This window comes from Amycolatopsis coloradensis (assembly GCF_037997115.1).
GTDB classification, from domain to species: Bacteria; Actinomycetota; Actinomycetes; order Mycobacteriales; family Pseudonocardiaceae; genus Amycolatopsis; species Amycolatopsis coloradensis_A.
The window spans coordinates 1315343-1335478 of record NZ_CP150484.1 but is presented as its reverse complement, the minus strand read 5'-3'; the positions used below and the strand labels follow the sequence as shown (position 1 = coordinate 1335478).

Annotated in this window: 19 protein-coding genes; 15 read left to right on the top strand and 4 right to left on the bottom strand. The window is 69.0% G+C overall.

Translation table 11 applies throughout. The annotated features are described in order from the left end of the window. Positions 1 to 20 precede the first annotated feature (20 nt). The 5 genes from LCL61_RS05935 (at position 21) to LCL61_RS05915 (ending at position 4350) form a co-directional block, all read left to right on the top strand. Positions 21 to 1217, top strand: a complete 1197-nt coding sequence (locus LCL61_RS05935) for a glycosyltransferase family 4 protein (protein WP_340685908.1) — start codon at positions 21 to 23, stop codon at positions 1215 to 1217. Then, a complete protein-coding gene (locus tag LCL61_RS05930) occupies positions 1204 to 1830 on the top strand; it encodes an acyltransferase (protein ID WP_340685907.1) in 627 nt (208 codons plus the stop codon). Before LCL61_RS05935 ends, LCL61_RS05930 begins: the two co-directional genes overlap by 14 nt. 673 nt (positions 1831 to 2503) lie before the next feature. Further along, positions 2504 to 3061 carry a copper resistance CopC family protein gene (locus tag LCL61_RS05925; protein WP_340685906.1) on the top strand — a complete coding sequence of 186 codons (558 nt, stop codon included), beginning with the start codon at positions 2504 to 2506 and terminating at the stop codon, positions 3059 to 3061. Positions 3062 to 3106: 45 nt separating this feature from the next. Further along, positions 3107 to 3616 (top strand): SigE family RNA polymerase sigma factor, encoded by a 510-nt coding sequence (locus LCL61_RS05920; protein WP_125686630.1) that lies wholly within the window; start codon positions 3107 to 3109, stop codon positions 3614 to 3616. Beyond that, entirely contained in the window at positions 3613 to 4350 is a 738-nt protein-coding gene (locus tag LCL61_RS05915; protein ID WP_340685905.1) for a hypothetical protein, read from the top strand. Before LCL61_RS05920 ends, LCL61_RS05915 begins: the two co-directional genes overlap by 4 nt. On the opposite strand, the gene LCL61_RS05910 is transcribed toward LCL61_RS05915, so the two are convergent. Then, positions 4351 to 5310, bottom strand: coding sequence for a Gfo/Idh/MocA family oxidoreductase (locus LCL61_RS05910; protein WP_340685904.1), 960 nt, complete (start codon positions 5308 to 5310; stop codon positions 4351 to 4353). It lies immediately after the preceding gene. Beyond that, positions 5307 to 6413 carry a DegT/DnrJ/EryC1/StrS family aminotransferase gene (locus LCL61_RS05905; protein ID WP_340685903.1) on the bottom strand — a complete coding sequence of 369 codons (1107 nt, stop codon included), beginning with the start codon at positions 6411 to 6413 and terminating at the stop codon, positions 5307 to 5309. The genes LCL61_RS05910 and LCL61_RS05905 overlap by 4 nt, the downstream gene beginning before the upstream one ends. A gap of 158 nt (positions 6414 to 6571) precedes the next feature. On the opposite strand from LCL61_RS05905, the gene LCL61_RS05900 reads away from it, so the two are divergent. The 7 genes from LCL61_RS05900 to LCL61_RS05870 are packed head-to-tail and all read left to right on the top strand — an operon-like array spanning position 6572 to position 12968. Further along, positions 6572 to 7303, top strand: coding sequence for a UDP-N-acetylglucosamine acyltransferase (locus tag LCL61_RS05900; RefSeq protein ID WP_340685902.1), 732 nt, complete (start codon positions 6572 to 6574; stop codon positions 7301 to 7303). Between the two features lie 10 nt (positions 7304 to 7313). Further along, positions 7314 to 7553: an acyl carrier protein gene (locus LCL61_RS05895; protein ID WP_034309750.1), complete on the top strand. Its 240-nt coding sequence runs from the start codon at positions 7314 to 7316 to the stop codon at positions 7551 to 7553. Then, positions 7553 to 8278 (top strand): glucose 1-dehydrogenase, encoded by a 726-nt coding sequence (locus tag LCL61_RS05890; RefSeq protein ID WP_340685901.1) that lies wholly within the window; start codon positions 7553 to 7555, stop codon positions 8276 to 8278. The genes LCL61_RS05895 and LCL61_RS05890 overlap by 1 nt, the downstream gene beginning before the upstream one ends. After that, complete coding sequence (locus LCL61_RS05885; RefSeq protein WP_340685900.1) at positions 8278 to 9675, top strand: AMP-binding protein; 1398 nt, start codon at positions 8278 to 8280, stop codon at positions 9673 to 9675. Before LCL61_RS05890 ends, LCL61_RS05885 begins: the two co-directional genes overlap by 1 nt. Further along, positions 9672 to 10724: an acyl-protein synthetase gene (locus tag LCL61_RS05880; RefSeq protein WP_340685899.1), complete on the top strand. Its 1053-nt coding sequence runs from the start codon at positions 9672 to 9674 to the stop codon at positions 10722 to 10724. The genes LCL61_RS05885 and LCL61_RS05880 overlap by 4 nt, the downstream gene beginning before the upstream one ends. Then, positions 10721 to 11962 (top strand): acyl-CoA reductase, encoded by a 1242-nt coding sequence (locus LCL61_RS05875; protein ID WP_340685898.1) that lies wholly within the window; start codon positions 10721 to 10723, stop codon positions 11960 to 11962. The genes LCL61_RS05880 and LCL61_RS05875 overlap by 4 nt, the downstream gene beginning before the upstream one ends. Positions 11963 to 11996: 34 nt before the next feature. After that, complete coding sequence (locus tag LCL61_RS05870; RefSeq protein WP_340685897.1) at positions 11997 to 12968, top strand: lysylphosphatidylglycerol synthase transmembrane domain-containing protein; 972 nt, start codon at positions 11997 to 11999, stop codon at positions 12966 to 12968. Between the two features lie 209 nt (positions 12969 to 13177). Here the strand turns inward: LCL61_RS05870 and LCL61_RS05865 are convergent, their stop codons facing one another. Beyond that, positions 13178 to 15115, bottom strand: a complete 1938-nt coding sequence (locus tag LCL61_RS05865; protein ID WP_340685896.1) for a DUF6541 family protein — start codon at positions 15113 to 15115, stop codon at positions 13178 to 13180. Between the two features lie 261 nt (positions 15116 to 15376). Here LCL61_RS05865 and LCL61_RS05860 point away from each other — a divergent pair, with 261 nt between their 5' ends. Genes LCL61_RS05860 through LCL61_RS05850 form a run of 3 tightly spaced genes read left to right on the top strand, consistent with a single transcriptional unit; the run spans position 15377 to position 19217 of the window. Next, positions 15377 to 16987 carry a hypothetical protein gene (locus LCL61_RS05860; RefSeq protein WP_340685895.1) on the top strand — a complete coding sequence of 537 codons (1611 nt, stop codon included), beginning with the start codon at positions 15377 to 15379 and terminating at the stop codon, positions 16985 to 16987. Beyond that, positions 16984 to 18429 carry a hypothetical protein gene (locus LCL61_RS05855; RefSeq protein WP_340685894.1) on the top strand — a complete coding sequence of 482 codons (1446 nt, stop codon included), beginning with the start codon at positions 16984 to 16986 and terminating at the stop codon, positions 18427 to 18429. The genes LCL61_RS05860 and LCL61_RS05855 overlap by 4 nt, the downstream gene beginning before the upstream one ends. A 53-nt stretch (positions 18430 to 18482) precedes the next feature. Next, positions 18483 to 19217 (top strand): lysophospholipid acyltransferase family protein, encoded by a 735-nt coding sequence (locus LCL61_RS05850; RefSeq protein ID WP_340685893.1) that lies wholly within the window; start codon positions 18483 to 18485, stop codon positions 19215 to 19217. Positions 19218 to 19247: 30 nt separating this feature from the next. Here LCL61_RS05850 and LCL61_RS05845 read toward each other — a convergent pair whose 3' ends face one another. Then, positions 19248 to 20063 (bottom strand): HAD family hydrolase, encoded by an 816-nt coding sequence (locus LCL61_RS05845; protein ID WP_340685892.1) that lies wholly within the window; start codon positions 20061 to 20063, stop codon positions 19248 to 19250. Positions 20064 to 20136: the final 73 nt, after the last annotated feature.

The window sequence follows — 20136 nt, the reverse complement described above, 5'->3', positions numbered from 1 at the left end:
GGCCAGGGGAGAGCCGCCCCATGCGTATCGCCGTGGTGAACAACTTCTTCCCGCCGAGGGTGGGCGGAAGCGCGCACATGGCGGCGTCCCTGGCCGAGCAGTACGCGGCGCGCGGGCACGAGGTGCTCGCGATCACCGCCGCTTACGCCGACGCCCCGGCCGACGAGACGAAGGACGGCTACCGCGTCGTCCGCCTGCCCGCGGTGAAGATGCCGCAGCTGGGCCTGTCGATCGACTTCGACATGAGCTTCGCCTCGCTGCGGCCGGGGAACTGGCGGCGGCTGTGGAAGCTGCTGGACGAGTTCAAACCGGACGCCGTCCACCTGCACGGGCAGTTCTTCGACCTGTCTTGGCTGGCCGGGCTGTACGCGCGGCGGCACAAGCTGCCGATGCTGCTGACCATCCACACGCTGCTGATCAGCGACAACAAGCTGTACGGCGGGGTTTTCCGGTTCCTGGACAAGGTGCTGGTGAACCCGATCCTGCGCTACCTAAAGCCGCGCTACGTCATCCTCGACAAGCTCGGGGTCGACTACTGCGTCGAGCGCTACGGCACCAGCGACGCGAACTCGGACTACTTCCCGATCGCCGTCGACACCGGGAACTTCGAGAAGCCTTTGACGCTCGACGTCCGGGCGGAGCACGGACTCGGTGACGGTCCGGTGATCGTCTCGCTCGGGCACGTGATCCCGCTGCGCAACCGGCTCCCCCTCGTCGAGGCGCTGCCGTCCATTTTGGACAAGCACCCCGGCGTGAAGGTGGTCGTCGTCGGCCGCGTCTACCACGACGTCTTCCTGAAGCGAGCGGAAGAACTGGGCGTCGCGGACGCCATCATCGTCACCGGCGCCGTGCCGAAGGCCGACGTCCCCGCGTACTTCGCCGCCGCCGACATCGTGACGCACGACCTCAACGGCGGCTGCGGTACCGCGTCGCTGGAGGCGATGCTCTCGGGCACCGCGACCATCGCGTCGGTCACCGAGGACAACTACCCGGGCATCGAACTGCGCAACGGCGAGAACATCCTGCTGGTGCGGCCGGACGACAGCGAGGCGGTGGCGAACACCGTCATCGACCTGCTCGACGACCCGGAGAAGCGGGCTTTGGTGGCACAGCGGGAAAGCGCGATGGTGCGGGCCAACTTCGGCCTCGACGTCGTCGCCGAAGAACACCTGCGTACCTTCGAGAAACTGGTGACCGAGGCCGATGTTCTTCGATGACGAGCGCAGCAACCGCCTGCGCCCGCAGATCCTGACCGAACTCGTCTCGCAGTACATGAACGACGCCGAACGCGCCCGGTTCTACGGACTGCCGGAGACGACGAGGGTCCGCGAACGGGTCAAGATCATCAGCCCGGAGAACCTGAAGATCGGCGAACACTGCTGGATCGGCGAAGGCGCCGCGCTCGACGCGAGCGGCGGGCTGGAGATCGGCGAGCACACCAGCATCGGGCTCAACACGCTGATCTTCACGCATTCCAGCTGGCTCGCGAACATGACGCTGCAGAACCACTCCGGCAGCGACCTCATCGAACGCAAACCCGTGAAGATCGGCAAAGGCTGCTTCATCGGCGGTCTCGTGGTGATCATGGCCGGGGTCACGATCGGCGATTTCGCCACCGTGCAGCCGAATTCCGTGGTCGCCAAGGACGTCCCGCCGCGCAGCCTGGTGGCGGGCAACCCCGCGCGCGTGTTCCAGAAGTACGACGACGAGTACATCCAGTCCGAAGTGGATCGTGTGCGAGCCGAGAACGCGCGGCGGCGCGCGCTGGCGGAGGAACGCGGGGACACCCCTGGGGCCTGGGGTGCCCCGGCGGGCGACTTTACGGAGTAGGTCGCCGAGTGTGCTTTGATCACAGCCTGTCGGCGAACAGTTTCGCCAGCGTGGCGTAGACGTCGGGTCTGGTCTTGTACAGGTACAGCGTCGCCACCCTCGTTTCGCCATGGCCACGTTTCCCGACGCTCACCATGATGTCGAGGTCCGGGCCGTCGGTAGGGATCTCACACCACAGNGTCCCGCGTCGCAGTGGCTTGCCGAGCAGGCCGATGACCGGTCCGCTCAGCCAGCGGGCACAGATCACCGCGCTCAGCAACAGCCCGAGCGCCCCGAGCATGCCGGACGCCCGGCTCGCGGTGCCCTCGCCGACCGCGGCGACGATCAGCAGGAGAAGTGAAAGGCCCACCATCGCGAGCCCGGACCGCAGCAGCCACCGAGAGCCTTTCTCCTCCTCGAGCCGTTCACCGCCCAGCGCCGCGACCGGAGGTACCGACGCCGCACGGCGCGCCGGCAGCCAGGCCGCCACCACCGTGGTACCCGTCCCGACCAGGAGCGTCCCCAGTACCGCGGGTAGGCCGATCACCACGCCGCCGTCCAAGGCGGGGTTCAGCTCCGCCGCGTATGTCACCACCGGAAGGGCGTCCTGGCCACTCACGACCCGGGAACCACCACCCCGCTCGACCCGGCTACTAGGCTCGGCGGGGGAGTTCCCCGGTGAGAAGGGTGTCAGATGAGGTTCAAGCGGTTCGGTGCGTCGTTGCTGGTCACCGGGTTGGCCCTGCTGGGCACCGCGTCCCCGGCGCTGGCCCACTCGGAGCTGAAGAGCAGTGACCCGGCGAGGGGCGCTTCGCTGGCGACGCCTCCGACGCAGATCAAGCTGACCTTCTCGGGCCCGGTCACCCTCGCCGACGACAACCCGATCCAGATCACCGGCCCGGAGAACGCGTCGTGGACGGTCGGCCGCGCGGAGGTCGCCGGAGCGGTCGTCACGGCGCCGGTCCAGGCCGTCGGCCCCGCGGGCGAGTACACGCTCCGCTACAAGGTCACCTTCGAGGACACGCACGCCGCGAGTGGCTCGGTGAAGTTCAACCTCAGCGCGCTGGCGGCAAGCCCAAGCCAGAGCCCGGCGAGCAGCCAGGCCCCGGCCGGCAGCGCCTCCCCGACGCCTCAGGCCGGCGAGACCACCCCCGAAGATCTGGTACCGGCCTGGGTGTGGATCGTCCTCGCGGTGGCCGTGGTCGTGGCGGGGATCGTCGTCGCGCTCCGGTTCACTCGCCGGAAGGGCTAAGCAACCTTTCCGGTGGTCAACCGTCGAACGGAGATGAGGACCAGGGTGGCTCGCGGCGATGACGAGTTCGTCGAGTTCGTGCGGAACTCGGCGACGCGTCTTCAGCATGCCGCCTACCTGCTCACCAGCGACCGTCATCAGGCCGAGGACGCCACCCAGACGGCGCTCGCCAAGACGTACGCGGCCTGGTCGCGGGTACGTCGCAAGGACGCCTACGCGTACGCGCGGCAGGTCCTCGTCAACCACGTCATCGACGGCTGGCGGCGCCCGATCCGCGAGAACGCCACGGAGGACATCCCCGAGCAGCCGAGCGGCCTGGACCTCGCCGGTGCCGTCGTCCAGCGGAAATGGCTGCTTGACGCGTTGCGTACGCTCACAGACCGGGAGAGAGCCGTCGTGGTGCTCAGGCACTTCTTCGACTTGAAGGAATCCGATGTGGCCGGCGAACTGGGTGTCTCGGTCGGCACCGTGAAGAGCACCAATTCCCGCGCCCTGACCAAGCTGCGGATCACCGCGGAGGACGGAACGGAACTGATCGGGGGGCTGGGACGATGACCGACCTCGAGACGCTGCGTTCCGCTTTGCGGGAACCGCCCGCCGAAGGGTTCGCCGAGCCCGACCTCGGCGCGATCATGACCAAGGGCAGGCGTATCCGCCGTCGCCGCCGTCTCGCGACCGGCGCGGGCGGGGTCGCCGCCACCCTGGTGACGGTGCTGGTCATCGTCGGCGCGGTCGCGCTGAGGGAGCCCGCACGGCAGCCGCTTCCGCCCGCCGCGAGCGCGCCGGCCGCGCCCGTCCCGATCCCGGCACCGGCGAGCCCGTCGATCACGGCGGCCCCGTCGGCCTTCCCGCTCGGTGACGTGATCCCGCTCGGGTTCAAGGGTGAAGGTGGCCGCGAGCTGGTGATCTACGCGTCCGAGATCGACGAGCCGTCGATGCCGGATGTCCGGTTCGGTCTTCAGATCGCGTACCGGGACGGCGCGGGCGAGTACGAGGCGCTCCTGAGCGCCAACGAATTCAAGGGATCCGACCGGTCGTTCGGCTTCCACGCCGTGGACGGCGGGGATCTGATCCGGGGCACGTTCGTGCCCGTGTTCGGCTACTTCTCGGGTCCGGCGGTGCGGATCACCAGCACCGTCCGCGGGAAACCGGTCGAGGCCAAGGCCATCCCCTGGAGCGAGGACCCATCGGTCGTCATCTTCTGGTTCGACCCAGGCCAGGTGGAGTCGCCGTACGTGCTGACCCCCCTCGTCGCGTATGACGCGAGGGGCCAGCGCCTCACCAAATGATCAGGCCGCGGCCTGCGTCAGCACCTGGTCGACGACGGCGTGCGACGGCAGGATCAGGTCCCGCTCGGTGTCGGCGTCGATCTTGCCTTCGAGCAGGTCGACGAACCGGTCCAGCTGGGTCGCGAGCGGCTCGCGCGCGGTCACCAGTTCCGGGATCTCGATGACGGTCTGCTGGCGGTAGCCGAGGCCGTCCTCGGTGACCGAGTCGTGCGAGACGTGGCGGTAGATGGTGACGTCGCGGCGGAGCAGGTCGATCTCGATCATGCGGTCCAGTTCGGACACCCAGAGCGAGCGGACCTTGCGCTGGCCGAGGCGGGACGCGGAGACCGTGGCGAGCCCGGATTCGAACGACAGCACCGTCTCGATGGTGTCTTCGGCGCCTTCGACCGAGCTCGGGTGGAAGTAGCCCGCGCCGGAGGCGACCCGCTGCGGGGTCGCGCCGCCGAAGAACTGGATCGCCAGGTCGACGTCGTGCACCAGCAGGTCCCACGCGACACCGGTCTTGATCCGCGGCGCGTACGGGCCGTGGCGGCGGGCCATCAGGTGGATCGGCTCGTTGACCAGCGCCCGCGCGGTCATCACGGCCGGGTTGTAGCGCTCCAGGAGCCCGCACATCAGCGGGACGTCCTTCTTCGCCGACAGCCCGACGATCTCCTGGGAGAATTCGAAGCTGTTGCACACCGGCTTCTCGACCAGCATCGGCTTGCCCTGGCCAAGGATCTCCTGCGCCAGCTCGTAATGCGCCTCGGTGGCCGAAGCGAGCACGACGGCGTCCACATCGGACAGTGAGCCGATTTCGGGCGTCCACTGGGTTTCGTAGCGCTCGGCGACCTTGCGGCCCGCCTCTTCGCGCGGGTCGATCACGCGGACGAGGTCCACGCGCTCGTTCGCGGCGAGGACACGGGCGTGCAGCGAACCCATGTTCCCCGTGCCGATGAGGGCGATCTTGTGGGTGGTCATGCGCCGAGTACCTCGCGAACCGTTTCGATGATGGTGTCCAGGTCGGACTCGGAAAGGTGCGGGTGCACCGGCAGGGAAAGCGCCTGCGCGGCGACGGAAGCGGCCACCGGGAAGTCCTCGACCTTCGCGTCGGGGATCAGCGGGTTGTCCCGGTAGCAGTCGTAGTCGAAGACAATCTTCGGGTAGTAGATCCCGTTGCCGATGCCCCGCTCGGTCAGCGCGGCGGCGAACTCGTCACGCGAGAGCATCGCGTGCGGGCCGACCAGCACGGTGTACTGGTGCCACACGTGCTCACGGCCCGGCAGGACCTGCGGGATGTCGAGGCCCGGGGTGCCGGCGAGGCCTTCGGAAAGGCGCTTCGCGTTGGCCTGGCGGGCGGCGGTGAGCTGGTCCAGCTTCTCCAGCTGCGGGATGCCGACGGCGGCGTGCAGGTCGGTCATCCGGTAGTTGTGCCCGGCGACCTCGTACTGGTACCGGGCGCGCATGCCCTGGTTGCGCAGCACACGCAGGCTGTCGGCCAGTTTGTCGTCGTCCGTGGTGATCACGCCGCCCTCGGCGGTGGTCACGTTCTTGGTGGCGTACAGGGAGAAGCAGCCGATCCCGAAGGAGCCCGACGGCTTGCCCTGGAACGACGCGCCCACGGCCTGCGCCGAGTCTTCGATGATCTTGAGACCGTGCTCGGCGGCCAGCGGCGCGAGCTTGCCCATGTCGGCCGTCTGCCCGTAGAGGTGCACGGGCATGAGGACCTTGGTGCGGTCGGTGATCGCGGCGGCGACGGCGTCCGGGTCGATCGCGAAGTCGTCGCGCCGAATGTCGGCGAAGCGGACGGTCGCGCCGGCTTCCAGGATCGCGTTCAGCGTCGCCACGAAGGTGAACGGCGAGGTGACGACCTCGTCGCCCGGCTGAAGGTCGAGCGCCTGGATGGCGGCGACCAGCGCGGTGGTGCCGTTGTTGACGGCGATCGCGTGCTTCGTGCCGGAAACGCTCGCGAACGCGTCCTCGAAGCGCTTGACCATCGGTCCCTGTGCGATGGCGCCGGATCGCAGCACCTCGACGACGAGGTCCTCCGCGTCACGGACGTCGACCACGGTAATGGGGATCATCTGCAAGTCTCTCTCGACTGGGCGTTCTGGTGCGTCCGGTACAGTGAGCCGCCGGTTCTGCGCCCGGCCGCCCGCTCTGGCGCGGGCCACACGTTACCGGGACCGCCGAAGCGCCCATTACCCCAGGCTGCCTCCAGCCACAACGAACGGATCTTCACGTGGTGAACCGCATCCACCCGACAGCAGTCATCGGCGAGGGTGTCGAGCTCGGCGCGGACAACGTCATCGGACCGTTCACGGTCATCGTGGGCCCCACCCGGATCGGGGACGGCAACTGGATCGGCCCGCACGTGACCATCGGAACCCCCGGCGAGGATCGTGGCCGCGAACACCCCGCCGCCTGGGAGGCCGCGCCTGACGGTGATCCCGATCACGACGGCCACGGCGTCGTCATCGGCAGCCGGAACCGGATCCGCGAGTACGTCAGCGTCCACCAGGGCACCTGGCGCACCACCAGCATCGGTGACGGCGGCTACTTCCTCCGCGGCAGCCACATCGCCCACGACTGCATCGTCGAAGACGCCGTCACGGTCGCTTCGAACGTCATCACCGGCGGCCACTGCCACATCTGGTCCGGGGCGAACCTGGGCATGGGCGCGATCCTCCACCAGCGGGTCGTGGTGGGCCCCGGCGCGATGGTCGGGATGAGCTCCGCGGTCCGCAAGGAGGTGGGCGCGTTCACCATCGCCGTCGGCAACCCCGCGCGCGTGACCGGCGTCAACACCGTGGGCCTGTCCCGCCGAGGCCTGGACGAGGCCGCCATCGAGGCGCTGGGACCGTGGCTGAAGGGTAAGGCCGGTCTCCCTGAGGACGGGCTGGCCGACCGGCTGCCCGGCGACCTCTCTACCTTGGTGAAGGCGTGGGACGCCCGTCCACGCGACGATCATTAGGAGTACGGACATGGCGGAAGTCGCCGGCAAGCTGCGTGAGGTCTTCGTCGAGGCGCTGGACCTCGACGGCGATGTCGATGTCGAGAACCTGAAGTACCGCGACATCGAGGCCTGGGACTCGGTCGGTCACATGGCGCTGGTCGCGGCCATCGAGGACGAGTTCGATGTGGAATTCGACACCGACCAGGTGATCGACATGTCCAGCTTCAAGGTCGCCGTCGACATGGTGACCGACCTGCAGTCCAAGTGATGCTGGACGGCAAGGTCGCCCTGGTCACCGGCGGGACCCGGGGGATCGGGCTCGCGACCGCGCGGGCGCTCGCCGAGGCGGGCGCCACCGTCGTGCTGACCGGCCGCGACGAGGCGAAGGCCAAGGAAGCGGCGGCCGCGGCGGGGGCCGCGAGCGGGCTCTCCCTGGACGTCACCGACGCCAAGGCCGTGTCGACGCTGGTCCGCGGGGTGGCCAAGGAGCACGGCAAGCTCGACATCGTGGTCGCCAACGCCGGGATCATGGAGGACGCGCTCCTCGGCATGATCCGCGAGGAACTGGTCGACACCACGCTGAGCACGAACGTCGCCGGCACGCTGCACACCGTCCAGGCCGCGGCCCGGGCGATGATGCGCAAGAAGACCGGTGCCATCGTCGTGCTGGCCTCGATCGTCGGTGAGTACGGAAGCGCAGGTCAGACGGTGTACGCGGCCTCGAAAGCGGCGGTGGCGAACATCGCGCGTTCGGCCGCGAAGGAGCTCGGCCGTTCCGGGATCCGGGTCAACGCGGTGGCGCCCGGCGTCATCGACACCGACCTGACCTCGGGCCTGACCGAGGACGCCAAGGCCGAGAACATCGGCAAGACCCCGCTCGCGCGGCTCGGCACGCCCGAAGACGTGGCGAACGCGATCCGGTTCCTCGTCAGTGACGACGCTTCGTTCATCACCGGGCAGGTGCTGGGCATCGATGGAGGATTAGTTCTCTGATGACCCTTCTGGGTGTGGGTGCGCGACTGATCGACGTCACGAGCGGCAGGACGCTCGAGGGCGAGGAACTCGACACCGAGGTCACCCGCGTGGGTGCCGCGTTGTCGCTGCTGCCGCCGGGCGCGCTGTTCGCGCGGATGTCGGTGGACCTCGAAAGTGTCCTGAACTACCTCGGCGCGTTCGAGGCGGGCCGCGCGATCGCGTTGATCGACCCGGCGCTGGACGCCGACGTCCTGGCGGGGCTCATCGAGCGTTTCCGCCCGGCCGCCGTGCTGTCCGCGCCGGACGCGCCCGCACCCGAGGGGTACGGCGTTTCCGACGGCCACTGGGTCCGGAAGTCCACCGAGGGCGTCGAGCCGCATCCGCATCTCGCGGTCCTGTTGCCGACCAGCGGTTCCACCGGCAACCCGAAGCTGGTCCGGCTCTCGCGTGGCGCGATGCTCGCGAACGCCGACGCGATCGCCGAGGTGCTCGGCATCGACCGCCACGAGATCGCGCCGACCAGCCTCCCGTTGCACTACAGCTACGGCCTGTCGGTGCTGAACTCGCACCTCGTCCGCGGCGCGACCGTGGTCATCGAGCCGTCGGGTGTGCTCGGTCGCGGGTTCTGGGACGCGGTCAACGAGCACAAGGTCACCTCGCTCGCGGGCGTGCCGTACCACTACGAGATGCTGCGGCGCCTGAAGTTCGATCCGGCGAAGTACCCGACGCTGCGCACGCTGACCCAGGCGGGTGGCAAGCTCCGCGACGACCTGGTCGCCCAGTTCAACGACAAGATCCGCGAGGTCGGCGGGCGGATGTTCGTGATGTACGGGCAGACCGAGGCCGCCCCGCGGATGACCACCGTCCCGGCGGAACGGCTCGCGGAGAAGCTCGGCTCGGCGGGGCCCGCGCTGCCCGGCGGCTCTTTCGTGATCCGGCGCGAGGACGGTTCCGAGACCACGCATCCGAAGATCGTCGGCGAGGTCGTCTACCGCGGGCCCAACGTGATGATGGGCTACGCCGAGGACGAGGCGGGGCTGGCCGCGAGCGACGAATACGGCGGCGTTCTCGCCACCGGCGACCTCGGGTATCTCGACGAGGACGGCTTCCTCTACATCACCGGGCGCCTCAAGCGGATCGGCAAGGTCTTCGGCAACCGGGTCAGCCTGGATGATCTCGAGCACGCCGTGCGTTCCGCCTCGGTGGGGATCGACGTCGTGGCCGCAGTCCCGGCCGGGGACAAGGTCGTCCTGTTCGCCGAAGGCGCCGACAAGGACATCTGCAAGGACGCCGCGAAGGCGCTGTCCGAGCGGCTGCACCTGCACACGAGCGGGTTCGACGTCCGCCCCATCGACACCGTGCCGCTGCTGGCCAGCGGCAAGATCGACTACCGGTCGCTGGAGGCCCAGGTATGAGTGTGTTCACGCTTTCGCAGGCTGAGCGCGAGAAGCATCTGCTTCCGCAGCTCGCCGAATTGACCGCGCACCACCGCGAGAACTCCGAGGGGTACGAGCGCATCCTCTCGTCGCTCGGCATCGCGCGGGACGCGTCGTTCGGCTCCATCGCGGATCTGCCGTGGCTGCCGGTGCGGATGTTCAAGACGCACGACCTGCGCAGCATTCCCGAGTCCGAGGTCTTCAAGACGCTGACCTCGTCGGGTACCACCGGCGCGGGCGCGTCGCGGATCTACCTCGACAAGGCCGCCGCGGGCGCGCAGACCAAGCAGCTCGGCGCCACGCTGCAGGAGGTCCTCGGCGGCGAGCGGCTGCCGATGCTGATGGTCGACACCATCGGCATCATCAAGAACCGCCGTTCGTTCTCCGCGCGTGGCGCGGGCGTGCTGGGCATGGCGAACTTCGGTCGCAAGCACACCTACGTCCTCGACGAGAACGACCAGCCGGACGTCGAGGCGGTCAAGACGTTCCTGGCGACCTACGGGGACAAGCCGTTCCTGATCTTCGGCTTCACCTTCATGGTGTGGCAGTACCTCTACGAAGTCGCGCGTGAGCACAAGCTGGACCTGTCGAACGGGATCCTGATCCACTCCGGCGGCTGGAAGAAGCTGATCGACCGCGCGGTGGACAACACCGAGTTCCGCCGTCGCTTCAAAGAGGACACCGGGCTCACCCGGATCCACAACTACTACGGGATGATCGAGCAGATCGGCACCGTTTTCCTCGAAGGACCGTCCGGGAACTCGTTGTACTGCCCCGATTTCGCCGACGTGGTGATCCGGAACCCGGAGACCTGGGAAGAGCAGCCGGTCGGCGAGCCCGGCGTGATCGAGGTCGTCAGCACACTGCCGCACTCGTACCCGGGGCATGTCCTGCTCACCGAAGACCTCGGTGTCTACAACGGGATCGACGACGGTGACTGGCCGGGCAAGCACTTCTCGGTCATGGGCAGGCTGCCCAAGGCCGAGGCCCGCGGCTGCTCGGACACCTTCCAAGGAGCGGCGGCATGAGCCTGAACCAGCGTTTTCCGCTCGCGGAAGCGATCGAGGTCGACAAGCTCGTCGAAGAGCTGCGGGCCGAGCCTGCCGGCGGACGGCTGCGCGTGGGTGATCCGCGTGTCGTCGAGTTCCTGACGAAGTTCGCGCGCAAGCTGCTCGCCCCCGCGACGGCCCGCCGCTTCCCGGAGCTGGCCTCGCTCGGTTTCTTCCTTCGCAAGGGGGAGATCGCCAAGGCACTGTCCACTTTGGAGACATCGGGCGACGCGCTCCGCTTCCCGCGCGGACTCGTCTTCCACGTGCCGCCCGCCAACGTCGACACGATCTTCGTGTACTCGTGGGCGCTTTCCGCGCTCGCGGGTAACCACAACGTCGTCCGGGTGTCGTCGCGTTCGGCCGGCGCGGCGGAAACGGTGCTGGAGGCACTGAACGCCGCACTGTCCGAAGTGGACGCCGACACCGCTGCCGCGATCACCGCGACGCAGCGCATGGTCACCTACGACCGCAGCGACGCGATCAGCGGCGCGCTGTCGGTCGCCGCGGATCTGCGGGTCATCTGGGGCGGTGACGCCTCGGTCGCGGCGCTGCGCAAGTACCCGCTGGCGCCGCACGCGCGTGACCTGACCTTCCCGGACCGGTCGTCGTTCGCGGTCGCGTCGGTGCGCGGCTGGCAGAACGCCTCCGAGGCCGAGCGCCGCGGCGCGGCCGAGGGCTTCTACAACGACTCGTACTGGTTCGACCAGGCCGCCTGCTCGTCGCCGCGCGCGGTGTTCTGGGTCGGCGACGAAGACGGCGCCCGGGAAGCGGGTCAGGAGTTCCGGAAGCTGCTCGCCGAGGTGCTGGCGACGAAACAGCACGTCACCGAGCCCGCCATGGCCGTGCAGAAGCGGGTGTCCGCGTACGGCGCGGCCGTCGACGGGCTCGTCAACGGCATCGAGTTCCAGGGCAACGGCATCGCGACGCTCGAACTGGCCGACCCCGCGGTCCTCCCGCGCGAATGGCTCGGCGCGGGCACTTTCGCCAACGCGCGGGTCGACACGCTTTCCGACCTCGTCCCGATCGTGCTCCGCAAAGATCAAACCGTCGGTCAATTCGGCTTCTCCAAAGAAGAATTGACGGAATTCGTGACGGAATTGGCGGGCCGCGGCGTCGACCGTGTCGTTCCGTTCGGCTCGGCCCTGACGTTCTCCGCGATTTGGGACGGCTACGATCTGCTGACCGAGTTCAGCCGCTTGGTGACCGTACAGGCCTGACCTGCGGTGACGAGGTAGCAGCAGAGGAGGTTCAGTGACGACGGTCGAAACGCCCGAAGAGGACACTTCGGTAGCTCTAAAACAGCCGAAATCCACGAAGGCGAAGATCCTCGACGTCGTCCGCTGGATCGCCATCCTGCTGGTCGTCGGTTTCGCGGCGAAGACGCTGGTCACCAATTGGGGTGAATTCTGGCGGACCTTGTCCGAGGTCGCGTGGGAATCCTCCACCTTGAGCCTGCTCGCGCTCATCGCCGCGATCATGGTGTCGACCTACGGCTGGCAGGTCATGGTCGACGACCTCGGCAAACCGATCGGCTACGCCCGCGGCGCGCAGATCTGCCTCGTCGGCTCGCTCGGCAAGTACGTGCCGGGTTCGGTGTGGGCGTACCTGCTGCAGATGGAGCTGGGGCGCAAGGCCGGGCTCGCCAGGGCGCGGATCTTCACCGGCTCGCTGATCCAGCTCGGCGTCGGCGTGGTGTCCGCGCTGGTCGTCTCGCTGCTCGCGGCCCCCGCGGTGTTCAGCAACAGCCCGCGGGCGCTGTGGCTGTTCGTGCTGATCCCGGTCGGCCTGGCGATGCTGCACCCGCGTGTGCTCACCTGGGGCACGTCGCTGGTGCTGCGGATCCTGCGCCGTCCGCCGCTGGACCACCGGCTGAGCTGGTCGGTCGTCGGGAAGGTCTTCGGCTCGTCGACCGCCGCCTGGGCGCTCCAGGGCGTGCACCTGTGGCTGCTGGCGAACTCCGTCGGCACGCCCGGGTTCAGCGGGTTCGTGCTGTGCGTCGGCGCGATGGCCGTCGCGATGACCGTCGGGACGTTCGCGTTCATCCTGCCCAGCGGGGTCGGCGTCCGCGAGGTCGCGCAGGTCGCCGTGCTGACCGCGTCGGGCCTCACCGTCGTCCAGGCGACGGCGTTCGCCATCGCCTCGCGGGTCATGTTCACCGTCGCGGACCTGATCACCGCCGGCGGCGCCGCCCTCTCGGCCCGCCTCGTCACCTCTCGCGTTTAGTCCTCTGAACGCGGTCCTTTTTCGCGACACCAGACGATGCCGGCCGGGGCTGAAGGCTCCTTTCGTCGCATCAGACGCGGTGAAGGGAGCCTTCAGCCCATGCATGGACAGACATGGCCGGTTCTGCCGCTTTGGACTCACCCCGCCTGATCGGCCCGGTCTTGACTTGGGGTGCGTGTGCAACTACCGCATTCAGAGGACGAAATGCGTCAGGGGTTCAGCCGGTAGATGACGGCGTCGGCGTTGCGGTACACCTCGGTCACGAAGTTCAGCCCGTCCAGATCGCGCAGCCCGGCCTGGCGCGGGGCACCCGTCGGGTAGCCGTATTGCCCGACGATCACCCACCGCACGTTCAGCCGCGCCACCGCTGCCCGCACCTGGGCGTTCGACGGGTACTCGCGGAAATGCCACTCCAGCAGCCGCGCGTCCGACGGCGACAGCGTCTCGTCGAAATGCCCGGAGGTCGTGCGGACACCGGAGAGCGCGTAGGTCCACACCGTCCCGTCCAGCCGGTCGTTCAGCGCGCGCTCGCCGGGTTTCACGAACTCGGCGAGCTTCTCCATCGCGACGACCTCGTCCGGGCTCACCGGCAGCTTGTGCGGGTCGACGCCGGGCGTGTTCGCGTAGCCGGGCGCGACCTTGTCCGCGTTGGACGGCGCGTAGAAACCGTTGCTCACGAAGGCGAACGCGCCGAAGAGCACCACCGCGACGGCGAACGCGGGCACCTTCCGGTGCGCCACGTTGTCCCGGAGCCACGCCTGCGTTTCGGCGAGGCCGTGTGCCGCGATGATCGCCAGCGGGATCGCCGCCATCGACATGAACCGGTACGGGTCGTTCCACCACGGCCGTGACAGCGCCAGCACGAGCGGCTGCTCGGACGACGTCACCGCGATGTAGGCGAGACCGGTGATCAACGCCGTCACGCCGATCCAGCGCAGACCGCCCAGCCGCGAGAAGAAGATGAAGCCCAGCAGCAACGCGGCCGAAAGCCAGACCTGCGGATACGGCTCGTGGTGCTGGAAGCCCAGCAGCGCGCCGAGTGCCGTCGTCGCCCGCCATTCGACCGGCCAGCTGCGGTAAGGCACCTCGCCGTTCGCGAGCCCGATCGCGCCGAACAGCTGCAACCACGCCACCAGGATCGCGACGACTCCGACGATCGCCAGCGCGCGCAGGTCCCGGCCGATCCGCCGCCATCGTCCGCCCGGCGCGATCCAGCGTTGCAGCAGCAGCGGCCCGGCGAACAGGATCGAGCCGAACAACGCGGACGAGTGCACGCACAGCAGCCCGACAGCGGCGGCCAGCAGCACGAAACCGGTGTCGGGAGCGGGCCGGTCGAGGTAGCGCTTCACCGCGACGGCGGCCAGCGGGGTCAGCGCGAGGCCGAGCAGGAACGGGAGCAAAGGTCCCCTGCTCATCGATTCGTACAGGCCCATCACCGGCGCGATGGAGACGAGAGCGGCCGCGCCCGCGAACACCGCGCGCCCCCGGAACACGCGCACCATGGTGACCAGCGACAACGCCAGCAGCGTGGGCAGCAGCGCGGTGTTCACGTCCAGCGTCAGCGGGATGCTCGCCGGGCTGAGCAGGTACACCACGGACGCGAGCAGGTGGTACGCGTTCGGGTAGAACACCGGTGCCGCGTCGCCGTACCAGTTGACCTCGCCGGTGCCGAACAGGCTGCCGTCCCCGGTTTCGGCGATCTGCCGGACTCCGTTGGCGTGATAGACGGCGTCGAACCCCTGCGGGATGGCGTCCAGCCTGCCCATCCCGCGCACCACCGCGTACATCCCGATGGCGGCCGCGAGCAGCAGGCACGCCCCGACCGCGAGATGTCCGGAGCGTCCCCACAGCGGTTCCTCGGGCTCGGGCGGCCAACGGCGCAGGGTGAGCCGCCGCAGGCCGTACGCGACTCCGGCGAACAAGGCCGTCGCCACCGCATACGTCACCGGGTTGAACGGGAGTCCGAGCGCGGCCGCCCACGGCCCGGCGAGGCCACCGATGGCGTAACTCAGCAACGGCATCATCCCCGCGAGCACCCAGCCGCGCAGGCCGGCGGCGAGCCCGGTGAGCAGACCGGGGAGGCCGATGACGAGCAGCGCGACGCACAGTGTGACGACGTCGGCGGACAGGGAGGTCTGGGTGGGCACGGGCTACCTCGGGTGGGGAAATCCGCACAGAACCCCCGAGGTGCGGAACGGAATGGGAAGCCAGATTAACCGCCGGGGACCGTTACCCGAAGGAGTCACATCCTGACGGGCAAAACGGTGGACCGTTGCCTACTTTGTGCACACTTGCTGGACCATTCGTGTCAAATGACTGCGCCGAAAGAAACACACCGGCGCGGTGATCGATACTTGACCGTAGTCTTTCGTCAGGGGAGTGGCCGGCCCGGGAGGGTGGGGGATCAGGTGGTGATCGCGCTTGTCGTCGCCTGGTTCGTGGTCGCGGTCTTCGTCCTGGTGGCCTGGCCCAGGATCGGCGCGGACAAGGCGTGGCGCGCCGTCGCGCTGATGCTGACCCTCGTTTTCTCCCTGGTGCACCAGTTGATGTTTTCGACCATCTCGGAGGACGCGTACATCACTTTCCGTTACGCCCAGAACATCGCCGACGGCAATGGCCCGGTGTTCAACCCCGGCGAGCGGATCGAGGGTTACGCGAATTTCCTCTGGTTGATCGTGATCGCGTTGCCGAAGGCCGCTTTCGGTGCCGACATCGAGAATTCCGCGATCGTTCTCGGCGTTCTCGCCACGCTCGGCGCGGTCCTGCTCGCCCACGTGACGGTGAACCGCGTGGTCGCGCGGGCGGCCGGTGAGGCGCGTCCTGCCTATGGCGTGGCCGCCGCGGTGCTGGTCGCGGGCGCCGGAGGCCTCGCCGCGTACGGCGGATCGGGTACCGAGACGCCGTTGTTCGTGCTGCTCGTGTTCGGTGTCTTCGCCGCGCTCGCGGCCCGGCGGCCGGTGGTCGCGGGTGTGCTCGTCGCCTTCGCGATGATGACGCGCCCAGCGGGGTTCCTGCTCGCTGTGCTGGTCGGGATCTGGCTGGTCGTCGCGGCCCTGCGCGGCCGCTACACCTGGTGGTCGCCGGTGGGGTCGCTGCTCGGCGGGTTCGTCTTCGCGGCGCCGTGGACCGCCTGGCGGGTGACCTACTACGACCATGTCCTGCCGACGTCGGTCGTCATCCCCTTCGACCTCGACCTCGCCGCCCGGATCGACGGCGGGTGGCGGTATCTGTCGGGTTTCTCGCTGGTCCACCAGGGATTCCTGCTGCTAGGCATGATCTCGGTGGTGGCCCTGCCGCTGCGCCGCACCGGCCGGACGCCGCACGAGGCCGAGGCCAGGTCGCTGACCTGGCTGATGCTGGCCACCGCCGTCGCGCTCACCGCTTTCGTGGTCTTCTTCGGCGGCGACGCCGGGCCCGCTTGGCGACTGCTGGCGCCGATCCCGCCGCTGCTGTCGGTGGCGGCGGTGTCGATCTACGGCGTGCTCGTCTCGGGCGCGAAGCCGAGCCCACGGCCGCGTCCGCCGGTCCAGCGGCTGATGCCCGCCGCCGCGGTGGCGTTGTCCGGGCTAGCGGTGCTGGTGTCGGTGTTCAGCCCGGAGATGCTCGCCCGCGTGCGCGCCTGGCACGACCACGGCGCGCAGATGGAGGAGATCGGCCGCTGGCTCGACGCCTATCTGCCGCCCGGTTCGGTCGTGAGCACCTCCGCGCCCGGCGTGCTCTCGTACCACGCCGGGACGCAACTGCAGATCGTCGGCGTCCGGGGCCAGACCGAGGAAGCGGGCGAGGCCGTCGTCTCCCGGCGGCATCCGACGATCGCCGTCATCACCGACAGTGGCTACTCGGCGAAGCAGACCTGCGTGATCGACCCGGCGTACGCGGCGAGGTACCGCGTCGCGACCTTCGCGCGCGAAGGAACCTCGTCGTGGATCACCGTCTTCATCCGGGCGGACGTCGAGCGGGCGGTCACGTCGGCCCTCGACCGCTCGCCCGATTTCCGCCACGTACCGTGCCTCTCGTGAGTGTCGACGAACGCGTTTCCCCCAGCCGACCGGCAGCGCTGGAGGCTCGTTCGCGCCTGTTCGGCCTCGGTGTGTTCGCCGCCGCGCTCACCGTGCTCCTGGTCCGCTTCCTCGTGCCGCGGCCGATCGCGATGTCCGACAACGGCGACGGTTTCCGCGTGCTCTGCGGCGCGGGCATCCCGTGGAAGGGTGAACCGGAGGGATTCGTCCACCTCGCCTACACCGTCCCGGCAGGCGAATGCGACGCCACCTATCTCCTGACCCAGAGCTGGTTCGCGCGGATCGCGCGGTCGATCGGCGGGTTGCTCGGCCTCGAATCGACGCTCAGCCTGGTCGTCCTCGGCGTGCTCACCAGCGTCCTCGCCGCCGCGGCGGTCGCGCTGATCGTCGCCGGACTGCCGTATTCGCGCCGTGTCCGCGGTTTCGCGGCCGTGGGACTGCTGCTGGTCGTCGCGGACTCCGCGTTCTTCGGCTACTTCGCCTCGGTGCTCGGCGAGGGGGCCGCCTTCCTCGGTCTCCTGCTCGCCGTCGGCGGCTTGCTGGTCGCCGCGCGGCCTGGCTGGTGGCGCTACGCGGGTCTCGCCGTGCTGCTCTTCGGCGGCCTGATCGCGGTGAACGCCAAGGTCCAGACGCTGATGATCCTGCCGTTGCTCGCGCTGGCCGCGCTGCTCGTCCGTCCGGCGGGAGTCCGCGGCCTGAAGCGCTGGCTTCCCGTGGTTTTCGTCATCGGCGCGCTCGCCGGGGGCACGGCCTACGCGCAGCAGACCGTCGAACCGGCGAAGCTGCCCGACGGCTCGCTCGCCGCGCGGCCGGGCGACGATTCGCGGGAGATCAACATGTTCAACACGATCTTCCTGACCATTGTGGACGGTCGGCACGACACCGGGGCCGATCTCGCCGCGCTGGGGCTGCCCGCCTCGTTCGGCCAGTACGCGGGCAACGGCTGGTGGCATCCGAAGCCCGCGACGCAGGATCCCGAGTACCCGAAGTACCGCGAACAGATCAGCAGGCGCAACGTCGTCGGGTACTTCGCGACGCACCCCTGGCGCACCGTCGAGATCCTGGATCGCGCGGCGGGCGATCTGCTCACCGCGCGGCCGCCCTACCTCGGCAGTTTCGACCGTTCGGCCGGCTTCGCCCCGGAGGCGCAGGAATACCGCGTCCCGATCGTTTCGACCGTGACGAAACTGCTGGCACCGCTGGGTTTCTTCGCCCTGCTGCCGCTATGGGCCCTGATCGCCTGGCGTGGCTGGAAGACCCGGCGCGCCGCGCTGGGTGTCGCGCTGGGCTTCCTGCTCGCAGTCGCCGCCGGGCAGTTCGTCCTGGCGGCGCTGGGCGACGGTTTGGAGAACGTCAAGCATCAGGTGATCGCGCTGTACTGCACGGTGCTCGGCGTCGCTCTGGCACTGGTGACCTTCGCGCGGCAGGAACGCTCGGAGTGATGTGACCTACGCGACCGTAGGTTGGTTACCCTACGGTAGCGTAACCTGAACGAATGGCTGAGCTCGTTTACCCGCCCGTCATCATGGCGGCGAAGTTGATGTTCCGGGTGCTGGACAACCGCATCCGGGTGGAGGGGACCGAGCACATCCCGTCGACGGGCGGGGCGGTCATCGCCTGCAACCACGTGAGCTACCTGGACTTCATCTTCTGCGGGCTCGGCGCGCAGCCCGCGAAGCGCCTGGTCAGGTTCATGGCGAAGAAGGAGATCTTCAGCAACCGTGTGGCCGGGCCGCTCATGCGCGGTATGCACCACATCTCCGTCGATCGCGGCGCGGGTCTCGCTTCGTACCGCGAAGCCGTCGAGCGTCTGAAGGCCGGAGAGGTCGTCGGCGTGTTCCCCGAGGCCACGATCAGCCGGTCGTTCACCGTGAAGGACATCAAGTCCGGCGCGGTCCGGATGGCCGCCGAGGCGGGTGTCCCGGTCGTGCCGATGGCGCTGTGGGGCACGCAGCGGCTGTGGACCAAGGGGCGCCCGAAGGACCTCACCAGGCGCCACGTCCCGATCTCGATCCTCGTCGGCGAGCCGATGCACCCGAAGGCCGACGAGGACGCCGAAGTCCTCTCGAAGGACCTTCGCGTGCGGATGTCGGCGCTCGTGGACCGCGTCCAGGCCGGCTACCCGGAGAAGCCGTCGTCCGACGACGAGCGCTGGTGGCTGCCCGCGCACCTCGGCGGTACCGCGCCGACGCCGGAAGAGGCCGCGAGACTCGACCGCGAAGGCCGCTAGACCGCCTTGCCGTGGGTCGCCGATCACTTCCTAGAACCAGCGTTCGAGCACCTGCGCGACGCCGTCCTCCGAGTTCGGCGCGGTGATCTCGTCGGCGACGTCCAGCACGGAGCGGTGCCCGTTGGCCATCGCGACGCCGTGCCCGGCCCAGCCGAGCATCTCGACGTCGTTCGGCATGTCCCCGAACGCGATCACGCGTTCGGGCGGGACATCCAGCCGCTCGGCGACCTCGGCCAGCCCGGTCGCCTTCGTGATGCCGTGCGCGGCGACCTCGATCAGGCCGGTGTTGGTCGAGTAGGTGATGTCGACCGAGCCGTCGAGCACCTCGCGTGCCGCCCGCGCCATCTCGTCGGAGTTCATCCCGCGCCTGCTGATCAGCAGTTTGATCGCCGGATGCCCGAGCACCTCGGCCCGCGGCGCCTCCGTGCCCTCGTGGTTGCCCCACGGGTTGTGGTAGTCCGGCTCGATCACGAAGTTGCGTATCTCGGGGTCGAGCGCGGACTCGCCGACCCGCTCCGCGGCGAACCGGCAGCCGGGGAGAGCGTGATCAAGAGCACTCACCGTGTCGTGCAGCAGCTGCGGTTCCAGCAGGCCGTGGACCGCCGCGATCCGGTCCGTCCCGATCTCGTACAGCACCGCGCCGTTCGCGCAGACCGCGTACCCGGTGAGGCCCAGCGGGTTCGCGATCGGTGCGATCCAGCGCGGCGGACGGCCGCTGGCCAGCACGAACGGCACTCCGGCCGCGGCGACGCGCCGGACGACGTCGATCGTGCGTTCGGACAGGACCTCCAACGGGCCGAGCAGGGTGCCGTCGACATCGGAGGCGATCAAGAGAGGCTTTTCCACCGGCACATCATCCCCGAAGATCCGCCCGTCGGGCGAAGTGTCGGCGGGCACCGCCACCTCCGCCTTCCTCCCC

Excerpts from the sequence above, each read along its gene's own strand:
- LCL61_RS05935 (WP_340685908.1), top strand. The coding sequence starts at position 21 with ATGCGTATCGCCGTGGTGAACAACTTCTTCCCGCCGAGGGTGGGCGGA.
- LCL61_RS05875 (WP_340685898.1), top strand. The coding sequence starts at position 10,721 with ATGAGCCTGAACCAGCGTTTTCCGCTCGCGGAAGCGATCGAGGTCGAC.
- LCL61_RS05850 (WP_340685893.1), top strand. The coding sequence starts at position 18,483 with ATGGCTGAGCTCGTTTACCCGCCCGTCATCATGGCGGCGAAGTTGATG.
- LCL61_RS05885 (WP_340685900.1), top strand. The coding sequence starts at position 8,278 with ATGACCCTTCTGGGTGTGGGTGCGCGACTGATCGACGTCACGAGCGGC.
- LCL61_RS05890 (WP_340685901.1), top strand. The coding sequence starts at position 7,553 with ATGCTGGACGGCAAGGTCGCCCTGGTCACCGGCGGGACCCGGGGGATC.
- LCL61_RS05910 (WP_340685904.1), bottom strand. The coding sequence starts at position 5,310 with ATGACCACCCACAAGATCGCCCTCATCGGCACGGGGAACATGGGTTCG.
- LCL61_RS05925 (WP_340685906.1), top strand. The coding sequence starts at position 2,504 with ATGAGGTTCAAGCGGTTCGGTGCGTCGTTGCTGGTCACCGGGTTGGCC.
- LCL61_RS05930 (WP_340685907.1), top strand. The coding sequence starts at position 1,204 with ATGTTCTTCGATGACGAGCGCAGCAACCGCCTGCGCCCGCAGATCCTG.
- LCL61_RS05915 (WP_340685905.1), top strand. The coding sequence starts at position 3,613 with ATGACCGACCTCGAGACGCTGCGTTCCGCTTTGCGGGAACCGCCCGCC.
- LCL61_RS05905 (WP_340685903.1), bottom strand. The coding sequence starts at position 6,413 with ATGATCCCCATTACCGTGGTCGACGTCCGTGACGCGGAGGACCTCGTC.
- LCL61_RS05880 (WP_340685899.1), top strand. The coding sequence starts at position 9,672 with ATGAGTGTGTTCACGCTTTCGCAGGCTGAGCGCGAGAAGCATCTGCTT.
- LCL61_RS05895 (WP_034309750.1), top strand. The coding sequence starts at position 7,314 with ATGGCGGAAGTCGCCGGCAAGCTGCGTGAGGTCTTCGTCGAGGCGCTG.